The sequence below is a fragment of the Mesorhizobium sp. M8A.F.Ca.ET.057.01.1.1 genome (genome assembly GCF_003952565.1).
Taxonomy (GTDB): domain Bacteria; phylum Pseudomonadota; class Alphaproteobacteria; order Rhizobiales; family Rhizobiaceae; genus Mesorhizobium.
This window is the reverse complement of sequence record NZ_CP034454.1, coordinates 2,947,451-2,971,051: the sequence shown is the minus strand read 5'-3', so window position 1 is coordinate 2,971,051 and position 23,601 is coordinate 2,947,451. Positions and strand designations below refer to the sequence as shown.

The window sequence follows — 23,601 nt, the reverse complement described above, 5'->3', positions numbered from 1 at the left end:
GAATTCGGGCGGCTCGGGCAAAGGCGCGCTAACGCCGGGCTGAAGAGTCGCGGATCGGACTCTTAAGCCTTGAAATTGCCACCGCCATGGGCTTCAACGCAAGGCATGTTTGAGGGGCGACTGCGTCTTTTCCTGGTCCGGCTCTGCGCCGCGCTGTTCCTGCTGCCGGTCTCCATGGCTGTCGCGCAGGAAAAGGATGGCGTTGGCGACCTGAAACTTCCCGGAATTTCGAGCTATGCGACGCCGAAGAGCGGGACCCCGCTTGCGCTTGGCGGCGGTGGCGCCATCACCCTGTCGGCTCAGTTGACCGACAAGGGCACCGACATCACCCGCGGTCTCGTTTGGCGCGTCTTCAAGCCTGAAGCCGTCAACGGCAAATTGCCGATGGTCGCCTCCGCGCATGGCGGCAGCGCCGTCTTCCAGCTCGAACCCGGCAGCTATCTGGTCCACGCCTCCTATGGCCGCGCCGGCGCCACCAAGCGCATCACCGTCGGCAAGGAAGCCAAGCGAGAAAGCCTGGTGCTCGATGCCGGCGGCCTGAAGCTCGACGCGGTTCTGTCCGGCGGCGTGCGCATTCCGCCAAAAAAACTGCGCTTCTCGATCTATGAAGGCACCGCCGAGGCCAATGGCGACCGCGCGCTGATCATTCCCGATGTCGAACCCAACAGCGTCGTGCGGCTCAACGCCGGCATCTACCATGTCGTCTCGACCTATGGCGCGGTCAATGCCGTCATCCGCTCCGACATCCGCGTCGAGGCCGGCAAGCTGACCGAAGCCACCGTCGAGCATCATGCCGCCGAAATCACGATGAAGCTGGTGCGCGAGGCGGGTGGCGAAGCGATCGCCGACACGTCCTGGTCGCTGCTCAACGAATCCGGCGATCCGATCAAGGAAACCGTCGGCGCCTTCGCCTCGATGGTGCTCGCCGAAGGCGACTACACCATCATCGCCAAGAACCGTGACCGGATCTATCAGAAGGATTTCACCGTCGTGGGCGGGCAGAACCAGGAGATCGAGGTTCTCGCCACCGAAGCAGCGGCCATGGACCCGGAAGAAGGCGCGGACTAAAACAATGCAAGCGGTTTCGCGTCCGGAATCGCGTAAAAGCAAAGAGATAGAGCACTGGAGGCGATCTCGATTTCGCCGGAGATGCTCCTTCAGGCCGCCAGTTTCGTTCGAGCCGGCAGGAAAGGAATGCGCCGACGCGGCAGCTCTGGCGCCAGGTCGAACACGCCGCGATAAAGGCGATCGAGCAACGCCTTGCGGTCGCGCAACGGCTCCAGTTCGTTCCAGCTGAGCACATTGCCGACGCGCACCTCGATCGCCTTGCCGGACAGCCGCGCGAATTCACGGATGAGCAGCGAAGTGCGCAAGGTCAGCGAGGCCTTGCCGACGAATTTGGCCACACGCCCGTCGCGCTCGGCCATGTTCATCGGCCCGCTGACCACATGGAACAGCCTGCCGTTCTGCCCGGAGAAATGCATGGGGATGACCGATGCCTTGGCCTCCTGGACGAGACGGGCCGGAAACATCTTCCATGGCAGGTCGCGCGCGCGGCCAAAACCCTTTGGCGCGGTGGCGACGCCGCCGGCCGGAAACACCACGATGGTGACACCTTCCTTGAGCAGCCGCACCGCTTCATGGCGCACAGCCATGTTGTTCTTCACCGCTTCCTTGGTCTCGGAAAAGTCGATTGGCAGCGAATAAGGCCCCATCTCGCGAATCCTGAGCAGATCCTTGTGGATCATCACTCGAAAAGGTCGCCCGAGTTGCTCTGCCAGTGACAGCACGGCGATGCCGTCGCCAATGCCGAAGGGATGGTTGGCAATGATCACCAGCGGCGTGTCGGGCAATTGCGCGGGCGGCCATTGGTCGGGCGTTCGCACGCCTACATCGATGAGGTCCAGCATGCGGCTGAACACACGCTCACCGGTCGGCACAACCTGATGGCGCCAGAATTCATAGAGTGCCGCGAACCTGTCGCGACCCGAAAGCCCTTCCACCGAATGAATGAACCAGCGCGCCAGAGCCGGCTGGTGCGGATTGGCATAGGAAAGCTCGGGAAATGGTCGTTCGCGCGATTTCAGCTTGAGCATAGCGTTCCGGTACAACATCGCCGTGACAGAGATATGAAAATGGCGGTGGATCGCTCCACCGCCATTCGATCGAAAACAGTCCGAATCAAGAAGCGCGCTTGCGTCGGCGATCGGGTGTGATCGCTTCTTCGGTCAGCCGCTCGATCGCTTCGGCAAGGCCAAGCGATTCCTGGTCGCGCGAACCGAGCCGGCGGATATTGACGGTCTGCTCCTCCGCCTCGCGCTTGCCGCAGACGAGGATGACCGGCACCTTGGCCAGGCTGTGCTCACGAACCTTGTAGTTGATCTTCTCATTGCGCAGATCGGCTTCCGCCAACAGCCCTGCGGCTTTCAGCTTCGCCACGACCTCGTTCGCATAGCTGTCGGCGTCCGAGGTGATGGTCGCCACCACCACCTGCAGCGGCGCGAACCACAGCGGGAAATGGCCGGAATAGTTCTCGATCAGGATGCCGAGGAAACGCTCCATCGAACCGCAGATGGCGCGATGCACCATGACAGGCTGCTTCTTCTCGGAATCCGAGCCGATGTAGAAGGCGCCAAAACGCTCAGGCAGGTTGAAGTCGACCTGCGTCGTGCCGCACTGCCATTCGCGGCCGATCGCATCCTTCAGCACATATTCGAACTTCGGCCCGTAGAAGGCGCCCTCGCCCGGATTGATCGAGGTCTTGATCCGATTGCCGGAGCGCGTCCTGATCGTTTCCAGCACGCTGCCCATGATTGCCTCGGCATGATCCCATGCCTCGTCGGTGCCGACGCGCTTTTCCGGCCGTGTCGACAGCTTGACGCTGATTTCGTCGAAACCGAAATCGGCATAGGTCGACAGGATCAGGTCGTTGATGCGCAAGCACTCGGAAGCCAGCTGTTCCTCGGTGCAGAAGATATGCGCATCGTCCTGCGTGAAGCCGCGCACCCGCATCAGCCCGTGCAGCGCGCCCGATGGCTCGTAGCGATGCACATTGCCGAATTCCGCAAGCTTTACGGGTAGATCTCGGTATGACTTCAACCCATGCTTGAAAATCTGCACGTGACCCGGGCAGTTCATCGGCTTCAGCGCGAAGACGCGGTCATCATCGGTTTCATCGCCGGCGACCGTAACCTTGAACATGGCGTCGCGGTACCAGCCCCAGTGGCCCGACGTATCCCACAGGCTCTTGTCGAGTACCTGCGGGGCATTGACCTCCTGATAGCCCTGCTCGTCGAGGCGTCGGCGCATGTAGTTGACCAGGTTCTGGAACATCTTCCAGCCCTTGGCGTGCCAGAAAACCACGCCCGGCCCCTCTTCCTGGAAATGGAAAAGGTCCATTTCGCGGCCAAGCTTGCGGTGATCGCGCTTCTCGGCCTCCTCCAGCATCGTCTGGTAGGCTTCGAGCTGCGCCTGGTCGGCCCAGGCCGTGCCATAGATGCGTGTCAGCATCGGGTTGTTCGAGTCGCCGCGCCAGTAGGCGCCGGCCACTTTCATCAGCTTGAAGGCGTTGCCGATCTGGCCGGTCGAGGCCATGTGCGGACCACGGCAAAGGTCGAACCAGTCGCCCTGCGCATAAATCTTGAGATCCTGATCCTCGGGAATGGCATCGATCAGTTGGAGCTTGTAGCGCTCGCCCTTGTCGGCGAAGACCTTTTTTGCCCTGTCGCGCGACCAGACCTCCTTAGTGAACGGCTTGTTGCGCGCGATGATCTCGCGCATCTTCTTCTCGATCACCGGGAAATCGTCCGGGGTGAACGGCTCGTTGCGGGCAAAGTCGTAGTAGAATCCGTTCTCGATCACCGGCCCGATGGTCACCTGCGTTCGCGGCCACAATTCCTGAACGGCTTCCGCCAGCACATGCGCGGTGTCATGGCGGATGAGTTCCAGCGCACGCGGGTCTTCGCGGGTGATGATCTCGACCTTGCCGGATTTGCCCAGGGGATCGCTGAGGTCGCGCACGGTGCCGTCGATGGCGTAGGCGACGGCCTTCTTGGCCAGCGACTTGGAGATCGATTCGGCCAAGCCTGCACCGGTCATCGCGGCATCGTAGTCGCGGACGGAACCATCGGGAAATGTCAGGGAAACGGAATTCAGCATGTGTATCTCCTATCCAGTCCCGCAAACGAGCGCGGGTGGTAAAATGCAGATATCAGCGGTTCGGGAGCTGCGACCTGCCAGGGTGCCGGAGGCGTCCGGCGGCGGCAGTCTTTTATGAGCAGATGCCGCCGCCGTAAAGCCCGGCTCACTTAATCAGCTGCGGCAGGTCCTTCAGGAACGCGGCCCGTGTCGCCAACCCCTTAGGCATGTCGGTCCGCTCCGCATCGACGACGAGCCGCGCGAACACGATCCGGCGGCCGTCTTTCCGCGCCCAGCCGACAAACCAGCCGAGCGAGCGCTTGTCGTTGCCGCCCTTGCCGAGCCTGGTGCTGCCGGTCTTGCCCTGAACGGCCCAATCGCCGGCCTTGAAGCTCGGTATGATGGCCCGTGTCATTTCATGCGCCTTGGCCGACACCGGCATCGTGCCGGCGAGCAGTTGCCGCAAGAAGGCAACCTGCTCGACCGGCGTGATCTCGAGCGAGGAGTTCACCCAGGAATGGGTCAGTCCGTCATCCTTGGCGGGATTGCCGGAAACGTCACTGTTGCCATAGCTGAACTTCGATACGTAGCCGGCAAATTTCTCGGCGCCGAGCCTGCGGGTGATTTCGCGTGAGAACCAGATGATGGAATCACGTTCCCAGATCGTCGGATCGACGGTTTTCTGGTCGCGCTTCACCGCCTTGAACTCAGGCTTGTAGTCCCATGCCGGAGTGTGTTCATCGGTGAGGATGCCTGCGTCGTAGCCGATCAGCGAAAGCGGCACCTTGAACGTCGATGCCGGGCTGAAGCGCTGGTCGCAGGTACCGTCCTGGTAAAGCGTCTTGCCGCTCTGGGCGTCGGCGATGAGCGTGCAGTGCACATCCGCGAGCGGCGCCGATTGAGCACGCATCGGAAATCCCAACAGCCACGCAAGCAGGAACAGGATTCCGGCAAAGATGAAGGGAAGACGGTCGATGTTGCGCATGGGATGCTCGCTCCAGAAGGGGTTCGCGAGCGGGCTTAGCGAGGTCTCTTGTCTCGATTTTGTCTCAAATGCGCAGTTGTTGTGCAGGCTTGCGTTAACCCTACCGGATCGTAAACCGGCGCGGCTGGCGCCGCGCCTGAGCAGCGTCCTCAACCCTGCGCTTCGCCGCGCTTACGGCCGATTCCCCAGTACCGCCATGGCATGAACCAGGCGTAACGGGGTGCCAGAACCTCCGGCACGAGGTCGATGCCGTGCGTCCCAAATGGACCGCAGCGCAGCACGCGGAACAACCCCATCCAGCCACCGGCCCAAAGACCATGGCGGGCGATTGCCTCATGCGCGTATTCCGAACAGGTCGGCAGAAGCCGGCAGGAATTGCCGACAAAGCCCGACAGCGTCAGTTGGTAAAGCCGCACGAGCGAGGTGCCGAGCACGCGGCCGGGCGTCTTGCGCCAAGGGCCGGGCCAATTGCGGCCGCGCCTCGACGCTCCGGCTGTATGCGCATGCCCGTGCTGGTCGCCCACTGCGATCTCCGCGTTTCCAGCTGATAGATGTGCGCTTGCGCCGGAGAACGCAATCCCGCTCGCCGCGCCGTCAGGGGCGGTAACGGCGAAATGGCTGCCGGTCGCCGGAGGTGCCCACCGGCCAGGGTGGGGCCACTCTTCGTGATGCCCTGCATCGCGTCTTTCGTCACGCCATTGAAACGTCGCGATCCGCATGACATCGCCAAGGATGTTCAGGAACTGGATCATGGTCGTGTCTCCTTTGACCGGATTAGACCGCTGCTGGCCTTCGCCTTCAAACGAGTATAATTTCCGCTACGGATAATCCTGGGTTATGCGAAATGAAGCGTGGACGCCTGCCCCTGACGGCATTGAGGAGCTTCGAGGCGGCTGGGCGGCATTTGAGCTTCAGCAAGGCCGCCGAGGAGCTTTTCGTCTCGCAGGCGGCGATCAGCCGGCAGATCCGCGAACTCGAAACCTTCCTGCGCCAACCGCTTTTCGAACGGCACCATCGCCGCGTCGAACTGACGGATGCGGGCCGCCGGCTGCTTGCTCAACTGGTCAGGAGTTTCGATGCGATCGACCGCCTGCTCGGCGATCTGGCCGCCACCCCGGCCCAGTTCGTGGTTCGCGTCAGCGTCGAACCTTCGCTCGCAGCGGTATGGCTGGTGCCGAGGCTCAACCGGTTCCGGCAGTTGCGGCCCGACATCGACGTTTCCCTCGAAGTCGACCCAAGGCTGATCGAGTTCCGCAGCGACCAGCCCGAACTTGCCTTGCGTTTCAGCTCGCGCTCGACGTCATGGCCCCGTAGCGAGGCCGAACGGCTGGCTTCAACAGTCGATTCGCCGGTTCTGTCGCCGGCGCTGCTTTCATCGGGTCCGGCCCTCGAGAAGCCGGCCGACCTTGCTCGCTTCACGCTTTTGCACGAGGAAAACCGCCAGGGTTGGGCGCGCTGGTTCGAGGCTGCGGGCGTGCCTGCCGATGCCGTGCCCGCGCGCGGCCCGATGCTTGCGGACGCCTCGCTCTCGAAGCAGGCCGCGCTGCTTGGACATGGGGTGGCCCTGGGCGATCTCCTTCAGATTGGCGAAGAATTGGCGACCGGGGCGCTGGTCAAGCCGTTCGACGTCGATGTCGCGTCCGGCGCTTATTGGCTGGTGGCCAGGAGTTTGCACGATCTCTCCGAACCGGCCGCGGCCTTCGCCGATTGGCTAAGAAGCGAATTTGCCGACAGCAGGAAGGCGGTGAAAGCGCCGGCCTGAGACGCTGCCTGGCAAGATGCCGCTACTTTGCTTTGTATTTTTCGAGAAGTTTGTCGAGGTCGTTGACGTCCAGGGGCGGATGTCCCGCCGCAGGGTCGTCTGCCGGGTTGAATGTGACGACGATGTCGCGCCACAAATCATAGTGGGCAGCATAGGATGCCAGCCCGGGAAACGGCGCGCAGCGTGTGATTGCCCGAATGGCGGCTTCGGCAACCTTATCCCGTGGTGGTGTCACGGGGCCGACGATTTTTGGCGGACCGGCAAGCGATCCGTCCTTGTTCAGATTGATCCGAACGCGTGCAATGCTTGTGGTATTGGCAGGCATGCTCCAACAGGCTTGGATAGCCTTCATGAGATAGTCGCCGATATCGCGCCGGACCGCTGGTTCCGCCCTGCACGAGCCGCCGCTCGACACAAGTGAAGCGGCAAGAATGCCCGCGAACATGAGGTTATTGCATGAATGACCGGCTGTGCCCTGGCTGGACTTGCCCGCGGTCGTAAGGCCAAAGCCCACGCTCAGGCCGCTTCTTCGGCCCGCTTCTTTTCGATCTGGCCGATGGCGTCGACCACGGCGTCGAAGGTCAGCATGGTGGACGCATGGCGCGCCTTGTAGTCGCGCACCGGCTCCAAATAGCTGAGGTCGGCGAAGCGGCCCTCCGGCGGCGCCCCGTTCTCCTTCAGCATTTTCAGCATGGTTTCGCGCACCGCGCGCAATTCCTCGGCGCTGGCGCCGACGACATGTTGCGCCATGATCGATGACGATGCCTGGCCGAGCGCGCAGGCCTTCACGTCGTGGGCGAAGTCGGTAACCACGCCGTCCTCCATCTTGAGGTCGACGGTAACGGTCGAACCGCACAGCTTGGAATGCGCCTTCGCGGTCGCGTCGGGATGATCGAGCCGGCCGATGCGGGCGATATTTCCGGCAAAACCGAGAATTTTCGCGTTGTAGACGTCGTTGATCATTATTTTCCAATCCGTCGCCGCCAAGCGAACAGCGATTGCCGTTGTTGCGTCTTTCATTCGCTCGGCACGACCATATATAATGCTGGCAGTCCGGTATCGACAAGGCGGCGAACGCCACTGTCCTTGCCGGGAAGTTCACGCCGCTTACGGGGCTGGAAACGGGGCGAGTTTCCGACACCGAAAGGTCGTGGTCCGTTCAACTCGTTCCTCCTGAGAGAGGAACTACGGGAGACGCCTTTTATGGATGCCGTCATCAAGAAGCTCATGCCCCAGTCCGCCTACATGGAAAAGCCGGTCACCGACCGCCCGAGCGAAGCCGAAGTCGAGGCCGCCGTGCACACCTTGCTGCGCTGGACCGGCGACAATCCGGATCGCGAGGGTTTGATCGACACCCCCAAGCGCGTGGCCAAGGCCTACCGTGAAATGTTCGGCGGCTACGACATGTGCCCGGCGGACGAGCTCGGCCGCACCTTCGAGGAGGTCGCCGGCTACGATGACCTGGTCATCGTCAAGGACATCCAGTTCCATTCGCATTGCGAGCATCACATGGTGCCGATCATCGGCAAGGCGCATGTCGGCTATCTGCCCGACGGCAAGGTGGTCGGCCTGTCGAAGATCGCCCGCGTCGTCGATATCTTCGCCCATCGCCTGCAGACGCAGGAAGCGTTGACCGCGCAGATTGCCGGGGTCATCCAGGACGTGCTCAACCCGCGCGGCGTGGCCGTCATGATCGAGGCCGAGCACATGTGCATGGCCATGCGCGGCATCCGCAAGCAGGGCTCAACCACGCTGACCTCAACCTTCACCGGCGTCTTCAAGGATACGCCCGAAGAGCAGGTTCGTTTTGTCACCATGGTGCGCGGCGGCGGGGAGTAAGCCCCTTGCCGACGTCACGGTCAACAGGAAAATAGACCTGATATGTCGGCACTGGAATTTCCGAAAGCTCCGTCAGACAAGAAGACCCTGGAAGAAGGCGCGGTGTTTTCGCCGCGCTTCGACGCCAACGGCCTGGTCACCGTCGTCGTCAGTGATGCCGCCGACGGCATGCTGCTGATGGTCGCGCATATGAATGCGCAAGCGCTGGCACTGACGCTGGAGACAGGCATCGCCCACTACTGGTCGCGCTCGCGCAACACGCTCTGGAAGAAGGGGGAAACCTCGGGCAATTTCCAGCACGTGGTCGAGATGCTCACGGATTGTGACCAGGACGCATTGTGGTTGCGCGTGAAAGTGTTGGGCCACGACGCAACTTGTCACACTGGCCGACGTTCATGCTTTTATCGGACGGTGGGGCTGATCGACGGCAAGGGGACGCTTGCCGACGACGGCAGCAAGCCGCTGTTCGATGCGGAAAACACGTATCGGAAGCCATCAGCTTGAACCTTCTGCCTCACATCAACCACACAGATTCATCATTTCGATACGGCCCATCCGTATATTAGTCTTGGGACAAGGGAGATCATGATGCTCGAATGGGCGTCATTGCGTAGCAGACCAGACGTCAGGGAGGCCAACGGCCTGTCCTCGGCCGGCGGCGCATCCGATACAATATCTCCAAGGAAAACAGGCATTTCGCTCGCCCTCGGCGGCGGTTGCGCCAGAGGCTGGGCTCATATCGGCGTGCTGCGCGCGCTCGATGAAGCCGGCATCGAAGTTTCAATGATCGCCGGTACCTCGATCGGTGCGCTGGTCGGCGGCTGTTACCTTGCCGGCAAACTGGATGAGCTCGAAGAGTTCGCCCGCAGCCTCACCAGGCGGCGCATCTTCGGTCTGCTCGATCTCAACCTGCGCGGCAGCGGCCTCTTCGGCGGCATGAAGCTGGACGCGCGCCTGCGCGAGCATGTGGCCGGCATCCGCTTCGACGATCTGCCTAAGCCTTTTGTCTGCGTCGCATCGGAAATCCGCACCGGCCACGAGATCTGGCTGTCGAGCGGTTCGCTGATCACGGCCATGCGCGCGTCCTACGCGCTGCCGGGCGTGTTCGAGCCGGTCGATTGCAATGGTCGCGTGCTGGTCGACGGCGCGCTGGTCAATCCGGTGCCCGTTTCGGTCTGCCGCGCCTACGAGCAGCCGCTCGTCGTGGCGGTCAACCTGCACTACGACCTCTTCGGCCGCGCCGCCGTGATCAAACACAGTGCCGGCGAACTGGTTATCGAAAAGGACGCGCCAAGGCCGGGCCAGGCCGACGCCCAGCACCAATCGCACCAGACGCGCCTGGGCATCACCGGCGTGATGGTCGAAGCCTTCAACATCATCCAGGACCGCATTTCGCGCGCCAGGCTTGCCGGGGATCCGCCCGACATGTCGCTGCAGCCCAAGCTCAGCCATATCGGCCTGACCGAATTCCACCGGGCCGACGAGGCGATCCAGCTCGGCTACCAGGCGACGATGGCGCAGATCGGCGAACTGACGCGGTTGCAGACGGTTCTCGCCTAGATCATCAAGCTCTGTTCTCTTCCGCACAAACTGATTGCAACATGCAATTGGTTATGGTGATCTGCGCCGTGCGAAGCGGAGGTGCCGATGGCCAGGATTGTCTATTCCATGCTGACGTCGTTGGATGGCTACATCGCCCGGTCGGACGAGGACATCGGCTTGCCGGTACCCGAGGCGGAGTTGCACCAACATTTCAACGACATGATGAGACAGGCCTCCGCCGTGCTCGCGGGACGGCGCATGTACGAGACCATGCGCTTCTGGGACAGCCCTGAGCGGGAGACCGGCGCCACCGAGGTCGAGCGGGATTTTGCGCGCGCGTGGCGGGAGACACCGAAGATCGTCTTCTCAACCACGCTTCAGCAAGTCGGGCTCAATGCCCGGCTGGTGGATGGCGATACCGAGAACACGGTAAAGTCTCTCAAGGCACGGGCCGACGGCCTCGTCATCCTCGGCGGCGCCGACATTGCGGCCTCACTGGCACGGGCCGGGTTCATCGATGAATACCGGCTCTACATCCATCCTGTGGTGCTGGGTGGCGGCAAGCCATATTTCCAATCCGGCCTGTCGCTGACGCTGAAACCGCTCGGCACGCAAAGTCTTAGCCAAGGCGTGACGTTGCTGCGTTATGCGCCGGCCGGCTGAATTGCCCGGTTTCCGCCGCGCGGCTACGCGCGCGCGGCATCGATGATGCGAAACTGCACCGTACGGTTGCCATTCCAGTGATTGCCCGACAGCGAGCCGGCGACATGCACGGTCTTGCCTCGGTTCTTGAACAGGAATTCGCCAAGCACGGTGTCGACGGCGCGAAAGGCGATCGCCTGGATGCGGCCGCCGCTCTCCGACTGCAAATCAGCGCGAATATGGTTGGTGCCGACCGGCCTGATATCGACCAGCCGATGGCGCGGCAGCACAAAAACCGGCGCGACATGCCCGGCGCCGAACGGGCCTGCCTTTTCCAGCGCGTCGAGCAGGCCGAGCGTCGCGCCTTCAGCGGCAAGCGCGCCGTCGATCGCCAGGCTTTCCTCATCCTGCAACCGGAAAACGTCTGCAGCCGCCCGCTCCTCGAAGAAGGCCCTGAGCTCGCCCAGCCTTGCGCGCTCCACGGTGATACCGGCGGCCATGCCATGGCCGCCGCCCTTGACGATGAGCCCGGCAGTGGCAGCCTCGCGCACCAGCCGGCCAAGGTCGAACCCCGACACCGAACGGCCGGAGCCGGTCCCGATGCCCACAGCGTTGAAGGCGATGGCGAAAGCCGGCCGGCGTGCATGATCCTTCAATCGCGAGGCGAGCAGGCCGACAATGCCGGGATGCCAGTTGTTGCTGGCGGTGACGACGATCGCCGGGCCGCTGCCGCCCGCGAGCTCGGCATCGGCCTCGGCGCGCGCGGCTGCGAGCATCTCCTGCTCCATCAGCTGCCGCTCCTGGTTCAGCCGGTCGAGCGTCTCGGCGATGGTCTGCGCCTCGACCGGATCATCCGTTGCAAGCAGCCGGCTGCCAAGCGCCGCATCGCCGATGCGCCCACCCGCATTGATGCGTGGGCCGATCAGATAGGCGAGATGGAAGGTGCTGATCGGCTCGCCGATGCGCGACACCCGCGCCAACGCAGCCATCCCTTCATTCCTCTGCTGCCGCGCCATTTGCAGGCCCTTGACGACGAAAGCGCGATTAACGCCGGTGAGCGGCACCACGTCGCAGACGGTGGCAAGCGCCACGAGATCGAGCAGGGAGAGCAGGTCCGGCGGCGCGGCGTCGGTCATTGCGCGCAGAACCTTCGCGGTCTGCACCAGAGCGAGAAAGACCACGCCGGCTGCACAGAGATGGCCCTGCCCGGAAAGGTCGTCGTCGCGATTGGGATTGACGACGGCATGCGCCGCCGGCAGCGCGCCGCCAACCTGGTGGTGGTCCAGCACCACGACATCGGCGCCCGCCTCCTTGGCTGCCTCGACGGAGGCGGCGCTGTTGGTGCCGCAGTCGACGGTGACGATCAGCGTCGCGCCCCGCGATACCAGTTCGCGCATGGCATCGGGATTGGGACCGTAGCCTTCGAAAATACGATCCGGGATATAGATTTCCGACGGCACCGAGAAATGCGCGAGAAACCGCTTCAGCAAGGCCGACGAGGCCGCGCCATCGACGTCGTAGTCCCCGAAGATCGCTATTTTTTCCCGGGCCACGACGGCGGCGGCGATGCGGATGGCGGCCTTGTCCATGTCGGTCAGCGAGGCCGGGTTCGGCAACAGGTCGCGGATCGTCGGGTCGAGAAACCGCTCGGTCTCATCGGCGGTCACGCCGCGCCCGGCAAGAACGCGGGCGACGATGTCTGGCACGCCATGGCCTTGCGCGATGGCGAGCGCGATCATGTCCTGCCGTTCGGTTAGCCGGTGCTCCCAGGAGAGACCGGTAGCTGACTGCCTGACATCGAGGAAGAGGCGCCTTTCGCCCGTCATGCGCTTTGCCAACTCATGGTTGGCCGCAGGATAATGCATGTCGCCCAAAAGTGTGCAGCGGTTTTGGGGATAACGACATGCACAAACAATACTCTAAAGCCGGCAAAGCCAAGCGGTCGCGGCAGTAACCGTCGCAGAAGAAATTCAAGAAGAACTACGCTTTCCGCTTTTCAGCCTGTCGCCGGACCCATTCTTCGGCTGCATCTCCATGAAGGGTCGATCGAACCCGAACGTGTCGCCGCATTCACGGGTGAGAAAGCGGCGCGCGTTCAGGGTGTTGCGATAGGATTTTGTGATGGGAGTGGCACGCAGGATCGGATCCGCGTGCCGGTCAAACGCCTTCATCGTCAATCCTTGCGCCGCCAGGTTCGGATGCCGTCAATGGCTAACAACTGCGACCCGGCTCCGCAAGCAGGTCTAGAACTTATCCAGATCCTGGTGCCGGGCCTTGATCTCCCGCACGGTGCGCGACGAGGAGCGCAGCACGATCGTATGCGTGGTGATGTAGGTGCGTCCGAACTTGACGCCGGCCAGCATGTTGCCGTCGGTGACGCCGGTGGCCGCGAACAGCACGTCGCCGCGTGCCATGTCCTCGGCCCGATAAACCCGCTTCGGATCGGCAATGCCCATCTTTGCCGCGCGGGCGATCTTCTCCGGCGTATCGAGGATCAGCCTGCCTTGCATCTGGCCGCCGGTGCAGCGCAGCGCGGCCGCGGCCAGCACGCCTTCCGGCGCGCCTCCGGTGCCGAGATAGATGTCGATGCCGGTTTCTTCCGGGTCGGTGGTGTGGATGACGCCGGCGACGTCGCCGTCGCCGATGAGGCGGATCGCTGCGCCGGTGGCACGTACGGCGTCGATCAGCTTGGCGTGGCGCGGCCGGTCGAGGATGCAGGCGGTGATGTCGGACACGGCGACGCCCTTCGCCCGGGCGAGGCTGGCGATATTGTCGGCCGGCGAGGCATCGATGTCGATGACGCCTTCGGCATAACCAGGGCCGATCGCGATCTTGTCCATGTAGACGTCGGGTGCGAACAGCAGGCTGCCCTTCTCGGCGATCGCGATCACGGCGAGCGCGTTCGGCAGGTTCTTGGCGCAAATCGTCGTGCCCTCGAGCGGATCAAGCGCGATATCGACCGCCGGGCCTTTGCCGGTACCGACCTCCTCGCCGATATAGAGCATCGGCGCCTCGTCCCGCTCGCCCTCGCCGACTACCACCGTCCCCTTGATGGCAAGACGGTTGAGCTCCTCGCGCATGGCGTCGACTGCGACCTGGTCGGCGGCCTTTTCGTCGCCGCGGCCGCGCAGTCTGGCGGCCGCGACGGCGGCTCGTTCGGTGACGCGCACCAATTCCATGGTGAGTATCCGGTCAAGGCCGGCGACGATATTCTGGGCCACATTCATTTCGGCAAATCCTCGTTTGATGCCGCCTCCCGCCGGAGGCGCGCTTGTTTTGTCAAACGAGCATGACAGCGGCAAGACCTGCCGGCGGCTTTATCGAAAGGATAGCAATATCAATCGATTAAACCTATTCTTGAAACAATGCCGGCCCGGTTCGAGACGAACCGGGCCGACACGAAGCGGGAAATTGCAGCTCTTGGCGGCCTAGAAAACCGCGAGGTATTTGAGCAGCGAAATAATGCCGATGATGATGACGATGATCTGCACGATCTGCCTCATCCTGGCGTCGAGCGGCAGCCGCTGCACCAGATAGAGAACGAGAATGATGACGAGAAACGTGATCAGGATGCCGATCAACACGGACGAAGCCATGGTGCCCTCCTTCAAATGATGTCCTGAAACGAAACGAGCCGGCAGCGCCGGCTCAATACCGGCGCGCTCAGTACCAGCGGCGCGACGTGTCGTTCATCGACTGGCCGACGGCGATCCCGGCCAGAAAGCCGAGCAGGCCGACAAGGCCGATCACGGCGGTCGTCGTGCCCGGATTTTCGCGCGCGACGTCCGAAACCGCCTGGGCCTGGCTGCGCAACTGCTGTGCCGTCCGCGAGGCACGCGAAGCGGCTGTCTCGTAGAAATCCGATGCCTGCTCGCTGGCATCATCGAGCATTTCCGCGCTGCGCGCCGAAATGCTCTTGTTGATCTTGGTGATCTCTTTGCGCAGGTCGGCGATCTGCTTTTCCAGCGTCTTCTGGATGTCGCCGATGTCAGGGCTGTCGGATTTGTTGGTATCGGCCATGAAGCGGCTCCCTTGGTTGCTGACCAAGAAAACGGCGCCGACGCCAATTCGTTCCGGGCTTCCTCATCGAACCGAAATGCGCCGGCGGTGGTTATGCCCGGCGATTCCGGGGGCCTGCTACCCTGCCCGCTCGATGCGGATGACCTGCGGCTTGTCGGTCAGATGGCCGTCCTTGGTGATGCCGTCGACGGCCTTGCGCACGGCGGCTTCGGTGGTCTCGTGGGTGACGAGGATCACCGTTTTCTGCGCCGCCGCCTCGCCGCTGACCGCATGCTGGACGATCGATTCCAGGGAAATATCGTTGTCGGCCATGCGCTTGGCGATCGCCGCGAACACGCCGATGCGGTCGTGCACGGTCAGCCGGATGAAGTAGCCGCCGGCATGGCTGCGCATCTGCGCCTTCCTGTAGGGTTTCAACTCCTTCGCCGGCCGGCCGAACACAGGACCATGCTGGAAGCCGGGCCGGCTCTTGGCGATGTCGGCGACGTCGCCGATGACCGCCGAGGCGGTGGCATTGCCGCCGGCGCCGGGGCCGGAGAGCAGCAACTCGCCCAGAATATCGGTCTCGATGGCCACCGCATTGGTGACGCCATGCACCTGCGCGATGACGGAAGCCGTCGGCACCATAGTTGGATGGACGCGCTGCTCGATGCCGCTCTCCGTGCGCTGGGCGACGCCGAGCAGCTTGATCCGGTAGCCGAGATCGCCGGCCGCACGGATGTCGGCCTGGGTGATGTTGGAAATGCCTTCCATGTAGATGTCGTTCGCCGCGATCCTGGTGCCGAAGGCTAGGCTGGTCAGGATCGACAGCTTATGCGCGGTGTCATGGCCCTCGATGTCGAAGGTCGGATCGGCTTCGGCATAGCCCAGCCGCTGCGCATCCTTCAGCACGACGTCGAAGGAGACGCCCTCGGCCTCCATGCGGGTCAGGATATAGTTGCAGGTGCCGTTGAGGATGCCGAACACACGGTTGACCGAGTTGCCGGCCATCGCTTCGCGCATCGTCTTGATAACGGGAATGCCACCTGCCACAGCGGCCTCGTAGTTGAGCAGCACGCCCTTCTTCTCGGCGATTTCGGCAAGCGCCACGCCATGCTTGGCAAGCAGCGCCTTGTTGGCGGTGACGACATGACGGCCGGCTTCGAGCGCGGCTTTCACCGAGGCCCGCGCCGGCCCCTCATCGCCGCCGATCAGCTCGACGAAAACGTCGATCTCGGCGGTCTGCGCCATCTTAACCGGATCGTCGAACCAATTCGCGGCGCTCAGATCGATGCCACGGTCGCGTTTCCGGTCGCGAGCTGAAACCGCCGACACGATGATGTCGCGCCCGCATTGGCGGGTCAGTTCCGTCGCCTTGTCGCGCAACACGCGCGCCACCGATGCGCCGACTGTGCCGAGTCCGGCAATTCCAACACGCAGTGCTTCAGCCATGGAAGGCGACGCCCCTCAAATCAGATCGAATTTGTATTTACCGGTGGGCGGAAAGCGGCACCACATTGTTGGGCTGCTTGGCGCTGGTCGACAGGAAGCGCTTGATGTTGCGCGCCGCCTGGCGGATCCGGTGCTCGTTCTCGACCAGCGCCACGCGCACGAAATCATCGCCATGCTCGCCGAAACCGACACCGGGCGCCACCGCCACATCGGCGTGTTCGATGAGCAGCTTGGAGAATTCGAGCGAGCCGAGATGGCGGAACGGCTCCGGGATCGGCGCCCAGGCGAACATCGAGGCCGCTGGTGCGGGAACGGTCCATCCGGCGCGGCCGAAGGCATCGACCATCACGTCGCGGCGCTTGTGATAGATGTCACGCACCTCGGCGATATCGGCGCCGTCGCCATTGAGCGCGTGCGCGGCCGCCACCTGGATCGGCGTGAAGGCACCGTAATCGAGGTAGGATTTGACCCGGGTCAGCGCCGAAATCAGCCGCTCATTGCCGACGGCGAAGCCCATGCGCCAACCGGGCATGGAGAAGGTCTTCGACATCGAGGTGAACTCGACGCAGACGTCCATGGCGCCCGGCACCTGCAGCACGGAAGGCGGCGGATTGCCGTCGAAGTAGATTTCCGAATAGGCAAGGTCGGATAGGATGATGATGTCGTTCTTCTTGGCGAAGGCCACCACATCCTTGTAGAAATCGAGCGAGGCGACCAGCGCTGTCGGGTTCGACGGATAGTTGAGGATCAACGCCAGCGGCTTCGGGATCGAATGGCGGACGCCGCGCTCGAGCGCCGGGATGAAGCCGTCATCGGGCTCGACCTGCAGCGAACGGATGACGCCGCCCGACATGATGAAGCCGAAGGCGTGGATCGGATAGGTCGGATTGGGGCACAGGATCACGTCGCCCGGCGCGGTGATCGCCTGCGCCATGTTGGCGAAGCCTTCCTTCGAGCCAAGCGTGGCCACCACCTGGGTGTCGGGGTTGAGCTTCACGCCGAAGCGGCGGGCATAGTAGTTCGCCTGGGCGCGGCGCAGGCCGGGAATTCCGCGCGATGAGGAATAGCGGTGCGTACGCGGATCGCGCACGACCTCGCACAATTTGTCGACGATGGCCTTGGGTGTCGGCAGGTCCGGATTGCCCATGCCAAGGTCGACGATATCGGCGCCGCGCGAACGGGCGCTGGCCTTGAGCCGGTTGACCTGCTCGAACACATAAGGCGGAAGCCGGCGGACCTTGTGAAATTCTTCCATGGCAGTTCCAGACAGCAAAGGGAGCCCAGGATATGTTAGGGCATTGGGCGCGCGCTATATACTCATTTGCAGGTAGGGTCGAGGGCGGGGTCGCATTTGCCTTCGATCTGCGTCAGCGTCTGCGGACCATGTTTCTTGGCGAGATCGGTCAACGCCGCCTGGTTGGTGACGGCCGCGCCGCCTCTTTTGGCACGCTGCGCGTTCTCGTCGGCCTTCAACTGGGCCAGCTTGGCGTTCTTCTCGGCCTCGGTGAACTGTTTCGCCGCCACTTGCGGCGGGATGTTGAGGTTCGGAAAGGTGCCGGTATCCTTCGGACCCGCGTCGGTGGCCATCGGCACCGGACCGCCGGTATTCGTGCTCGAGCATCCGGCGATGGCCAGGAACATGATCGCCGCGCCGATGCGGCAAAAATGGCCGGCACCGAAAAAAACAGTCTCGCCAAACTTAATCGTCATATTGTTTCCTTGGCAGCCGGGGTAGAGCGAGATTGGACCCTGTCGGATGTCCCATGTTAATATGTCAAGAAAACGCTTCCGGAGGAACCCCGCGAACCATGTCCAAAACACCCGATTCGGGCAAAGCGGAAGATGGCGGACCTTCGACGGTCGAGCAATATCTGGTGAAGGACCCGGAACGCTTCGCGCTGAACATGGCGCGGATGATCGAACAGGCCGGCAAGGCGGCGTCCGCCTGGGCCGAGCCGCGCGAAAAGGGTGAGGTGCGCGACCATGTCGCCGAGCCGGTCGTCGACATGGTCAAGACCTTCTCCAAGCTCAGCGAATACTGGCTTGCCGATCCGCAGCGCGCGCTCGAGGCGCAGACGCGGCTCTTCGCCGGCTATATGACGGTTTGGGCGAACGCCATCCAGCGCGTCAGCCCCAACGCCGAGGACGCCGACGATGCCGTCAAGCCGGAGCGCGGCGACAAGCGCTTCCAGGATCCGGAATGGGGCCGCAACGCCTTCTTCGATTTCCTCAAGCAGGCCTATCTGGTCACCTCACGCTGGGCGTCCGAACTGGTCGACCACGCCGAAGGCCTGGACGAGCATACCCGTCACAAGGCGAGCTTCTACGTCAAGCAGGTATCCAACGCCATCTCGCCGTCCAATTTCATCCTGACCAATCCCGAATTGTTTCGCGAAACCGTCGCCTCAAACGGCGAAAACCTGGTGCGCGGTATGAAGATGCTGGCTGAGGACATCGCCGCGGGCAAGGGCGACCTGAAATTGCGCCAGGCCGACTATTCGCCCTTCGAGATCGGCAGGAACATCGCCACCACGCCCGGCAAGGTGGTCGGCCGCAGCGATGTCGCCGAGATCATCCAGTATGATGCCGCGACCGAGACGGTGCTGAAGCGCCCACTGCTGATCTGCCCGCCCTGGATCAACAAGTTCTACATCCTCGATCTCAACCCGCAGAAATCCTTCATCCGCTGGGCGATCGAGCAAGGCCACACCGTTTTTGTCATCTCCTGGATCAATCCGGACGAACGCCACGGCGCCAAGAACTGGGAAGCCTATATCCGGGAGGGCCTGCAATACGGTCTCGACACGATCGAGAAGGCGACCGGCGAACGCGACGTCAACGCGATCGGCTACTGCGTCGGCGGCACGCTGCTGGCGGCGGCACTGGCGCTGATGGCTGGGGAAGGCGACGACCGCATCAAGTCGGCGACCTTTTTCACCACGCAGGTCGACTTCACCCATGCCGGCGATTTGAAAGTGTTCGTCGACGAGGAACAGGTCGCGGCGGTGGAAAAGTCGATGAACGAAAAAGGCTATCTCGACGGCACCAAGATGGCGACCGCCTTCAACATGCTGCGCTCGGGTGACCTGATCTGGCCCTATGTCGTCAACAACTACATGCGCGGCAAGGATCCCCTGCCCTTCGACCTGCTCTACTGGAACGCCGATTCGACCCGCATGGCGGCGGCCAACCATTCCTTCTACCTGCGCAACTGCTATCTCGAGAACAACCTCTCGCGCGGCACGATGGAGTTGGCGGGCCACACGGTCTCGCTCGGCGATGTCACCATTCCCATCTACAATCTCGCCTCCCGGGAAGATCACATCGCGCCGGCGCTGTCCGTCTTCCTCGGCTCGAAATATTTCGGCGGCCCGGTCGAGTACGTGATGGCGGGATCGGGGCATATAGCGGGCGTCGTCAATCCGCCCGCATCCAACAAGTACCAGTACTGGACCGGCGGCCCGCCGGAAGGCGACTTCGACGAGTGGGTAGCCCGAGCCACGGACCATCCCGGGTCCTGGTGGCCGCATTGGCAAAGCTGGATAGAGGCCAAGGACAACACCCGCGTACCTGCCCGCAAACCCGGCAAGCATATGAAAACCTTGGGCGATGCTCCCGGTACCTATGTCAAGGTGCGTGTGTAACGGACTGTAATGTGTGGTGAGTTGACGGCCCCCTAAAAGCGGGCGAAATGGTGTCGTCAACCATCAGGCAGCCGCAATTCGGCAATCGCTGCAAAAATACTTACAGGCTTGCTGATTTGACACAGGTCTCGTTTCCGGATCGGAGACAAAGGTCACCCTGACGCGGACATGCCAGTCAGCGACACGGATGTACCGACCGGACATCGAGGGGGAATTTGATTTTGAAATCAGCAGGATGGAGCCTCGCAAAGGGAGAACGCCGCGCCATTGTGGCAGCGCTCTGCTCCGTGCTTCTGGCCTCCTGCACATCGGCTGGCGACCCGACGATGTCGGTTGGAATGCCGGGCTATAATGCTTCCGCGTCGTACATCCACGCCGCCTCCACGGGCAAGCCCCTCGCCGCCGCCGATTCGTCGTCGCAGGTGGCGACGGAGCAGACGACCGTGATGAGCGAAAGCGACGCGGCCCTCCCCGAGACGGTTGCCTACGTGCCGATTGCCAAGCCCCAGGCCGCCTTTCCACTCACCACGCCGGCCGGCGTGGAAACGATCGCGGGGCAGACGCCGCAGGCCTTGCAGCAGCCGGTACAGACGGCGCAGCAGACCGACGCCGTCGCCCAGAAGATCGCCGCCGCCGATGCCGCCGCGACGGCGCCGAAGCCGGCCGCGGCACCGGTGATGAACAATCCGGTCTATGTGACCGCCGGCGAGGCGCCGCAAGCCGAGGCGCCGAAGAAGAAAGGCTTCCTGGCCTCGATGTTCGGCGCCACCCCCGCTTCGGCGACGCCCGCCCCGCTGGTCAACACACGATCGGGCGAACAGCCGGCCGTGCAGGCCAAGCCCGCTCCGGCAGCGGCAAAGCCGATCATCACTTTGGCCTCGGCCGATTCCACGGCAAAGCCGATACAGTTGGCTTCGACCGGTGACGAAGCCGGCCACATCACGGGCAGCGATGCCTTGCCCGGCGTGCGCCAGACGGCCCTGTTCGAGATCAAGCGCAAATCCGGCCTCGACGACGAAAGCGACGTCGACCTCAACGAGGACGAAGGTTCGGGCGGCAGCTATCAGGTAGCGTCGGCAGCCGGCATGGCCCGCCTGGCCCCCAACGGTCTCCTGAAGCAGAATGAGAGCGTGGACGTCGCCTGCCTGAAGCCGTCCCTCGTGCGCGTGCTGAAGACGATCGAAGGGCACTACGGTCGCAAGATGATGGTGACCTCCGGCTATCGCGACCCGGCCCGCAACCGCCGCGCCAACGGCGCCAAAAATTCGCTGCACATGTATTGCGCCGCCGCCGACATCCAGGTGCCCGGCGTCTCCAAATGGGAGCTGGCGAACTACATCAGGACCATGCCCGGCCGCGGCGGCGTCGGCACCTATTGCCACACCGAATCGGTCCATGTCGACGTCGGCCCTGAGCGCGACTGGAACTGGCGCTGCCGCCGGCGCAGCGGCGGTGGCGACGGCTGACAGCGTCAATGGCCTGAGCCTGTTGGCAACTAGCTCGCCAATATCGTTCCCGTGAAACCTTCAAGATCGGCCGAAGCCGACTCGACTTCGTCACCTTGGACGAAGCAGACGCGAAGCCTTGTCGCGACGACCCGAGGATGGCGAAGCGACCAACGTCACCGCAAATTGCCAGGCCCTGCGAACCCTCGTGAAATAGCTGATTTGGCAGGCCGGAAAAAAGTTGTCCAAGGCGGCACCTAACGGGTTGCCGGTTGCGCGCAACGTCAGTATAAGCCGCTTCGTCTGAGCGCGCCCATCGTCTAGCGGTTAGGACACCGCCCTTTCACGGCGGTAACAGGGGTTCGATTCCCCTTGGGCGTACCAGATCTTTCAAGCACTGAGCTCCCTTTTTGAGACGATGCGTCGAATATCCGACGAATAACGCCAGGGAATTTGCCTGAACAGTTCGGCTGCGGACGGAGGAATACCGGCGCCGGCTTTCCATGGTGTCCAGCCCTTGGTCGGGCGGCGAGGACCGTTCAGCGGACCGCCTGTTCATGTTTTGTTGGGACTATTTGCTCATCATCCCTGGCGGCAGAGGGGACCGTTGCCGATGGAACGACTATCTTTTGGACGAGTCTGCGGTGTAGCGACCGTCGTGCTGATCGCCATTTGGGGCGTGCAGAAGGCCGGCGATCATATATGGCCGAAGCATCCAGCCGCCGTGGTAAACTCGGCATTGGTGCCGGAATACGAACTGAGGCGTCAAAGAGACGAGGCATGGGTAAAGCGTTACGCGCTTTGGCTGACCTAGCGCCGAACAGGAATTAACCTCCTGTACACCTTCCGCCTTGCACGGCGATGATCGTGGTGCTTTGGATATCCTCTCTGTCCGTTGGGAGGGTTGGGGGCGTGGATGCGATACAGCAGATCGCCGACCTGTTCGGCCTGAAGGCGGTCGCGATCGGCCTGCTGATCTTCATTCCGCTGGAACGGCTGTTTCCGTTGCGGCGGCTGCAACGGATTTTTCGAAAGGGCTTTTTCAACGACCTGTCCTACGCGGCCTTCAACGGCTTCGTCGTCAACTTCGTCGGCGGCCTGATCTTCGTGCCGATCTTCAGCGCGATCGCCTTGCTGGTGCCGGACGGGGTGACAACGGCGGTGGCGGGACAACAGACCTGGATGCAGGTACTGGAAGTCATCGTGCTGACCGATCTCGGCGTCTACGCCGCGCACCGCGCGTTTCATGCCGTCCCGATCCTCTGGCGCTTCCATGCCATCCATCACAGCGTCGAGGAAATGGACTGCCTCGCCGCCTTCCACGTCCACCCCGTCGACCAGATCGTCACCAAGGCAACGGCGCTGCTGCCGGTGTTCCTGCTCGGCTTCAGCGGCGAGGCCATCGCGCTCTATTCGGTGATTTATATGGGGCACACGATGCTGGTCCATTCCAACATCAAGATCGGCTTCGGGCCGCTGACCCGGCTGATCGCCGGTCCGCAGTTTCATCACTGGCACCATGCCGGCGAGCGAGCCGCCTATGACCGCAACTTCGCCGGCCAACTGGCGCTCATCGACCTGGTGTTTGGCACCTATCGCGTGCCTACAGCCTCAATGCCGGCCAAGTACGGCGTCGACGATCCGATCCCCTCGAACATCTTTGGCCAGATCGGTTATCCCCTGGTGCCGCGCAAGGCGGACATGACCGGCGATAGACCGCGGTCGGAACCGTGAAGCTTGCGCTACGGCTAAATGATTGCGCACTCCTAATTTAGACGATGCTTGCACTCCTGCCATGATTACGCGATGCTCGCTTGGGGCAATAATGGGGGCGGGTTTTGCGTAGATACCGACATTTCGTGTACGCCGCGCACCGCGACGGTGCATGATCACAAACCTATTTCTCACTGGCGTCGCCGCTTTTTCCATCCTGATTCCAATCTACTTCATCCTCAAATGACAACGCGGGTCTCGGCTCTCTCGCTCGCGGCGGGATGGTGGATCGGTGCGGCAAAAGCGGGCTTGCGAGGCCGCTACAGCGCGTTCCTCCTGATCACCAACCCCAGTCTATCAGACCTCGCTCTCGCTCACGATCCTAAGCGGCGAATGCCTGGCTAATGCGATTTGGCAGGGGCGGCACCGCGACAATATGGC

At 62.8% G+C, this 23,601-nt stretch carries 23 protein-coding genes and 1 tRNA gene; 10 read left to right on the top strand and 14 right to left on the bottom strand.

What is annotated here, in order from left to right:
• The first annotated feature begins 105 nt into the window (after positions 1-105).
• On the top strand, positions 106-1,068 hold the full coding sequence (locus EJ077_RS13875) for a hypothetical protein (RefSeq protein WP_127277443.1): 963 nt from the start codon (positions 106-108) through the stop codon (positions 1,066-1,068).
• Positions 1,069-1,157: 89 nt separating this feature from the next.
• Here EJ077_RS13875 and EJ077_RS13870 read toward each other — a convergent pair whose 3' ends face one another.
• The 4 genes from EJ077_RS13870 to yidD form a co-directional block, all read right to left on the bottom strand.
• Positions 1,158-2,096: a lysophospholipid acyltransferase family protein gene (locus EJ077_RS13870; protein ID WP_208702633.1), complete on the bottom strand. Its 939-nt coding sequence runs from the start codon at positions 2,094-2,096 to the stop codon at positions 1,158-1,160.
• 85 nt (positions 2,097-2,181) lie between these two features.
• The gene (gene thrS, locus EJ077_RS13865; RefSeq protein WP_208702632.1) at positions 2,182-4,158 is read right to left on the bottom strand and encodes a threonine--tRNA ligase; all 1,977 of its coding nucleotides are present in this window, start codon (positions 4,156-4,158) and stop codon (positions 2,182-2,184) included.
• A 145-nt stretch (positions 4,159-4,303) separates the two neighbouring features.
• Positions 4,304-5,122, bottom strand: a complete 819-nt coding sequence (blaOXA, locus tag EJ077_RS13860; RefSeq protein ID WP_208702992.1) for a class D beta-lactamase — start codon at positions 5,120-5,122, stop codon at positions 4,304-4,306.
• 149 nt (positions 5,123-5,271) lie between these two features.
• A complete protein-coding gene (yidD, locus tag EJ077_RS13855) occupies positions 5,272-5,646 on the bottom strand; it encodes a membrane protein insertion efficiency factor YidD (protein WP_208702991.1) in 375 nt (124 codons plus the stop codon).
• A 320-nt stretch (positions 5,647-5,966) separates the two neighbouring features.
• Between yidD and EJ077_RS13850 the strand changes: the two genes are divergently transcribed.
• On the top strand, positions 5,967-6,884 hold the full coding sequence (locus tag EJ077_RS13850) for a LysR substrate-binding domain-containing protein (protein ID WP_208702631.1): 918 nt from the start codon (positions 5,967-5,969) through the stop codon (positions 6,882-6,884).
• A 22-nt stretch (positions 6,885-6,906) separates the two neighbouring features.
• Here EJ077_RS13850 and EJ077_RS13845 read toward each other — a convergent pair whose 3' ends face one another.
• Both EJ077_RS13845 and EJ077_RS13840 read right to left on the bottom strand, forming a co-directional pair.
• Entirely contained in the window at positions 6,907-7,329 is a 423-nt protein-coding gene (locus EJ077_RS13845; protein WP_208702630.1) for a cell envelope integrity protein TolA, read from the bottom strand.
• A 71-nt stretch (positions 7,330-7,400) separates the two neighbouring features.
• Positions 7,401-7,847: an iron-sulfur cluster assembly scaffold protein gene (locus EJ077_RS13840; RefSeq protein ID WP_208702629.1), complete on the bottom strand. Its 447-nt coding sequence runs from the start codon at positions 7,845-7,847 to the stop codon at positions 7,401-7,403.
• Between the two features lie 240 nt (positions 7,848-8,087).
• Here EJ077_RS13840 and folE point away from each other — a divergent pair, with 240 nt between their 5' ends.
• The 4 genes from folE (at position 8,088) to EJ077_RS13820 (ending at position 10,928) form a co-directional block, all read left to right on the top strand.
• Positions 8,088-8,723: a GTP cyclohydrolase I FolE gene (gene folE, locus EJ077_RS13835; RefSeq protein ID WP_208702628.1), complete on the top strand. Its 636-nt coding sequence runs from the start codon at positions 8,088-8,090 to the stop codon at positions 8,721-8,723.
• Positions 8,724-8,765: 42 nt separating this feature from the next.
• Positions 8,766-9,227: a phosphoribosyl-AMP cyclohydrolase gene (gene hisI, locus EJ077_RS13830; RefSeq protein ID WP_127277422.1), complete on the top strand. Its 462-nt coding sequence runs from the start codon at positions 8,766-8,768 to the stop codon at positions 9,225-9,227.
• 84 nt (positions 9,228-9,311) lie between these two features.
• Positions 9,312-10,283, top strand: coding sequence for a patatin family protein (locus EJ077_RS13825; protein ID WP_208702990.1), 972 nt, complete (start codon positions 9,312-9,314; stop codon positions 10,281-10,283).
• A gap of 87 nt (positions 10,284-10,370) precedes the next feature.
• The gene (locus EJ077_RS13820) at positions 10,371-10,928 is read left to right on the top strand and encodes a dihydrofolate reductase family protein (protein WP_208702627.1); all 558 of its coding nucleotides are present in this window, start codon (positions 10,371-10,373) and stop codon (positions 10,926-10,928) included.
• A 23-nt stretch (positions 10,929-10,951) separates the two neighbouring features.
• Here the strand turns inward: EJ077_RS13820 and recJ are convergent, their stop codons facing one another.
• From recJ to EJ077_RS13780, 8 genes are all read right to left on the bottom strand, one after another.
• Entirely contained in the window at positions 10,952-12,733 is a 1,782-nt protein-coding gene (gene recJ, locus EJ077_RS13815; RefSeq protein ID WP_208702626.1) for a single-stranded-DNA-specific exonuclease RecJ, read from the bottom strand.
• Between the two features lie 144 nt (positions 12,734-12,877).
• Positions 12,878-13,078 (bottom strand): DUF6434 domain-containing protein, encoded by a 201-nt coding sequence (locus EJ077_RS13810; RefSeq protein ID WP_245458740.1) that lies wholly within the window; start codon positions 13,076-13,078, stop codon positions 12,878-12,880.
• Positions 13,079-13,150: 72 nt separating this feature from the next.
• The gene (gene glpX / locus EJ077_RS13805) at positions 13,151-14,134 is read right to left on the bottom strand and encodes a class II fructose-bisphosphatase (RefSeq protein WP_208702625.1); all 984 of its coding nucleotides are present in this window, start codon (positions 14,132-14,134) and stop codon (positions 13,151-13,153) included.
• Between the two features lie 201 nt (positions 14,135-14,335).
• A complete protein-coding gene (locus EJ077_RS13800) occupies positions 14,336-14,503 on the bottom strand; it encodes a Thivi_2564 family membrane protein (protein WP_081295122.1) in 168 nt (55 codons plus the stop codon).
• Positions 14,504-14,570: 67 nt separating this feature from the next.
• Positions 14,571-14,927 (bottom strand): hypothetical protein, encoded by a 357-nt coding sequence (locus EJ077_RS13795; RefSeq protein ID WP_208702624.1) that lies wholly within the window; start codon positions 14,925-14,927, stop codon positions 14,571-14,573.
• Positions 14,928-15,044: 117 nt separating this feature from the next.
• Positions 15,045-16,358, bottom strand: a complete 1,314-nt coding sequence (locus EJ077_RS13790) for a homoserine dehydrogenase (protein WP_208702623.1) — start codon at positions 16,356-16,358, stop codon at positions 15,045-15,047.
• A gap of 37 nt (positions 16,359-16,395) precedes the next feature.
• Entirely contained in the window at positions 16,396-17,613 is a 1,218-nt protein-coding gene (locus tag EJ077_RS13785; protein WP_127872635.1) for an LL-diaminopimelate aminotransferase, read from the bottom strand.
• Between the two features lie 62 nt (positions 17,614-17,675).
• Positions 17,676-18,068 (bottom strand): hypothetical protein, encoded by a 393-nt coding sequence (locus EJ077_RS13780; RefSeq protein WP_208702622.1) that lies wholly within the window; start codon positions 18,066-18,068, stop codon positions 17,676-17,678.
• Between the two features lie 98 nt (positions 18,069-18,166).
• On the opposite strand from EJ077_RS13780, the gene phaC reads away from it, so the two are divergent.
• The 4 genes from phaC (at position 18,167) to EJ077_RS13760 (ending at position 23,181) form a co-directional block, all read left to right on the top strand.
• Positions 18,167-20,002, top strand: a complete 1,836-nt coding sequence (gene phaC, locus EJ077_RS13775; protein ID WP_208702621.1) for a class I poly(R)-hydroxyalkanoic acid synthase — start codon at positions 18,167-18,169, stop codon at positions 20,000-20,002.
• A gap of 215 nt (positions 20,003-20,217) precedes the next feature.
• A complete protein-coding gene (locus EJ077_RS13770) occupies positions 20,218-21,468 on the top strand; it encodes a YcbK family protein (RefSeq protein ID WP_208702620.1) in 1,251 nt (416 codons plus the stop codon).
• Between the two features lie 288 nt (positions 21,469-21,756).
• Positions 21,757-21,831, top strand: a tRNA-Glu gene (locus EJ077_RS13765).
• Positions 21,832-22,359: 528 nt separating this feature from the next.
• Positions 22,360-23,181, top strand: coding sequence for a sterol desaturase family protein (locus tag EJ077_RS13760; protein ID WP_245458739.1), 822 nt, complete (start codon positions 22,360-22,362; stop codon positions 23,179-23,181).
• Positions 23,182-23,601 lie beyond the last annotated feature (420 nt).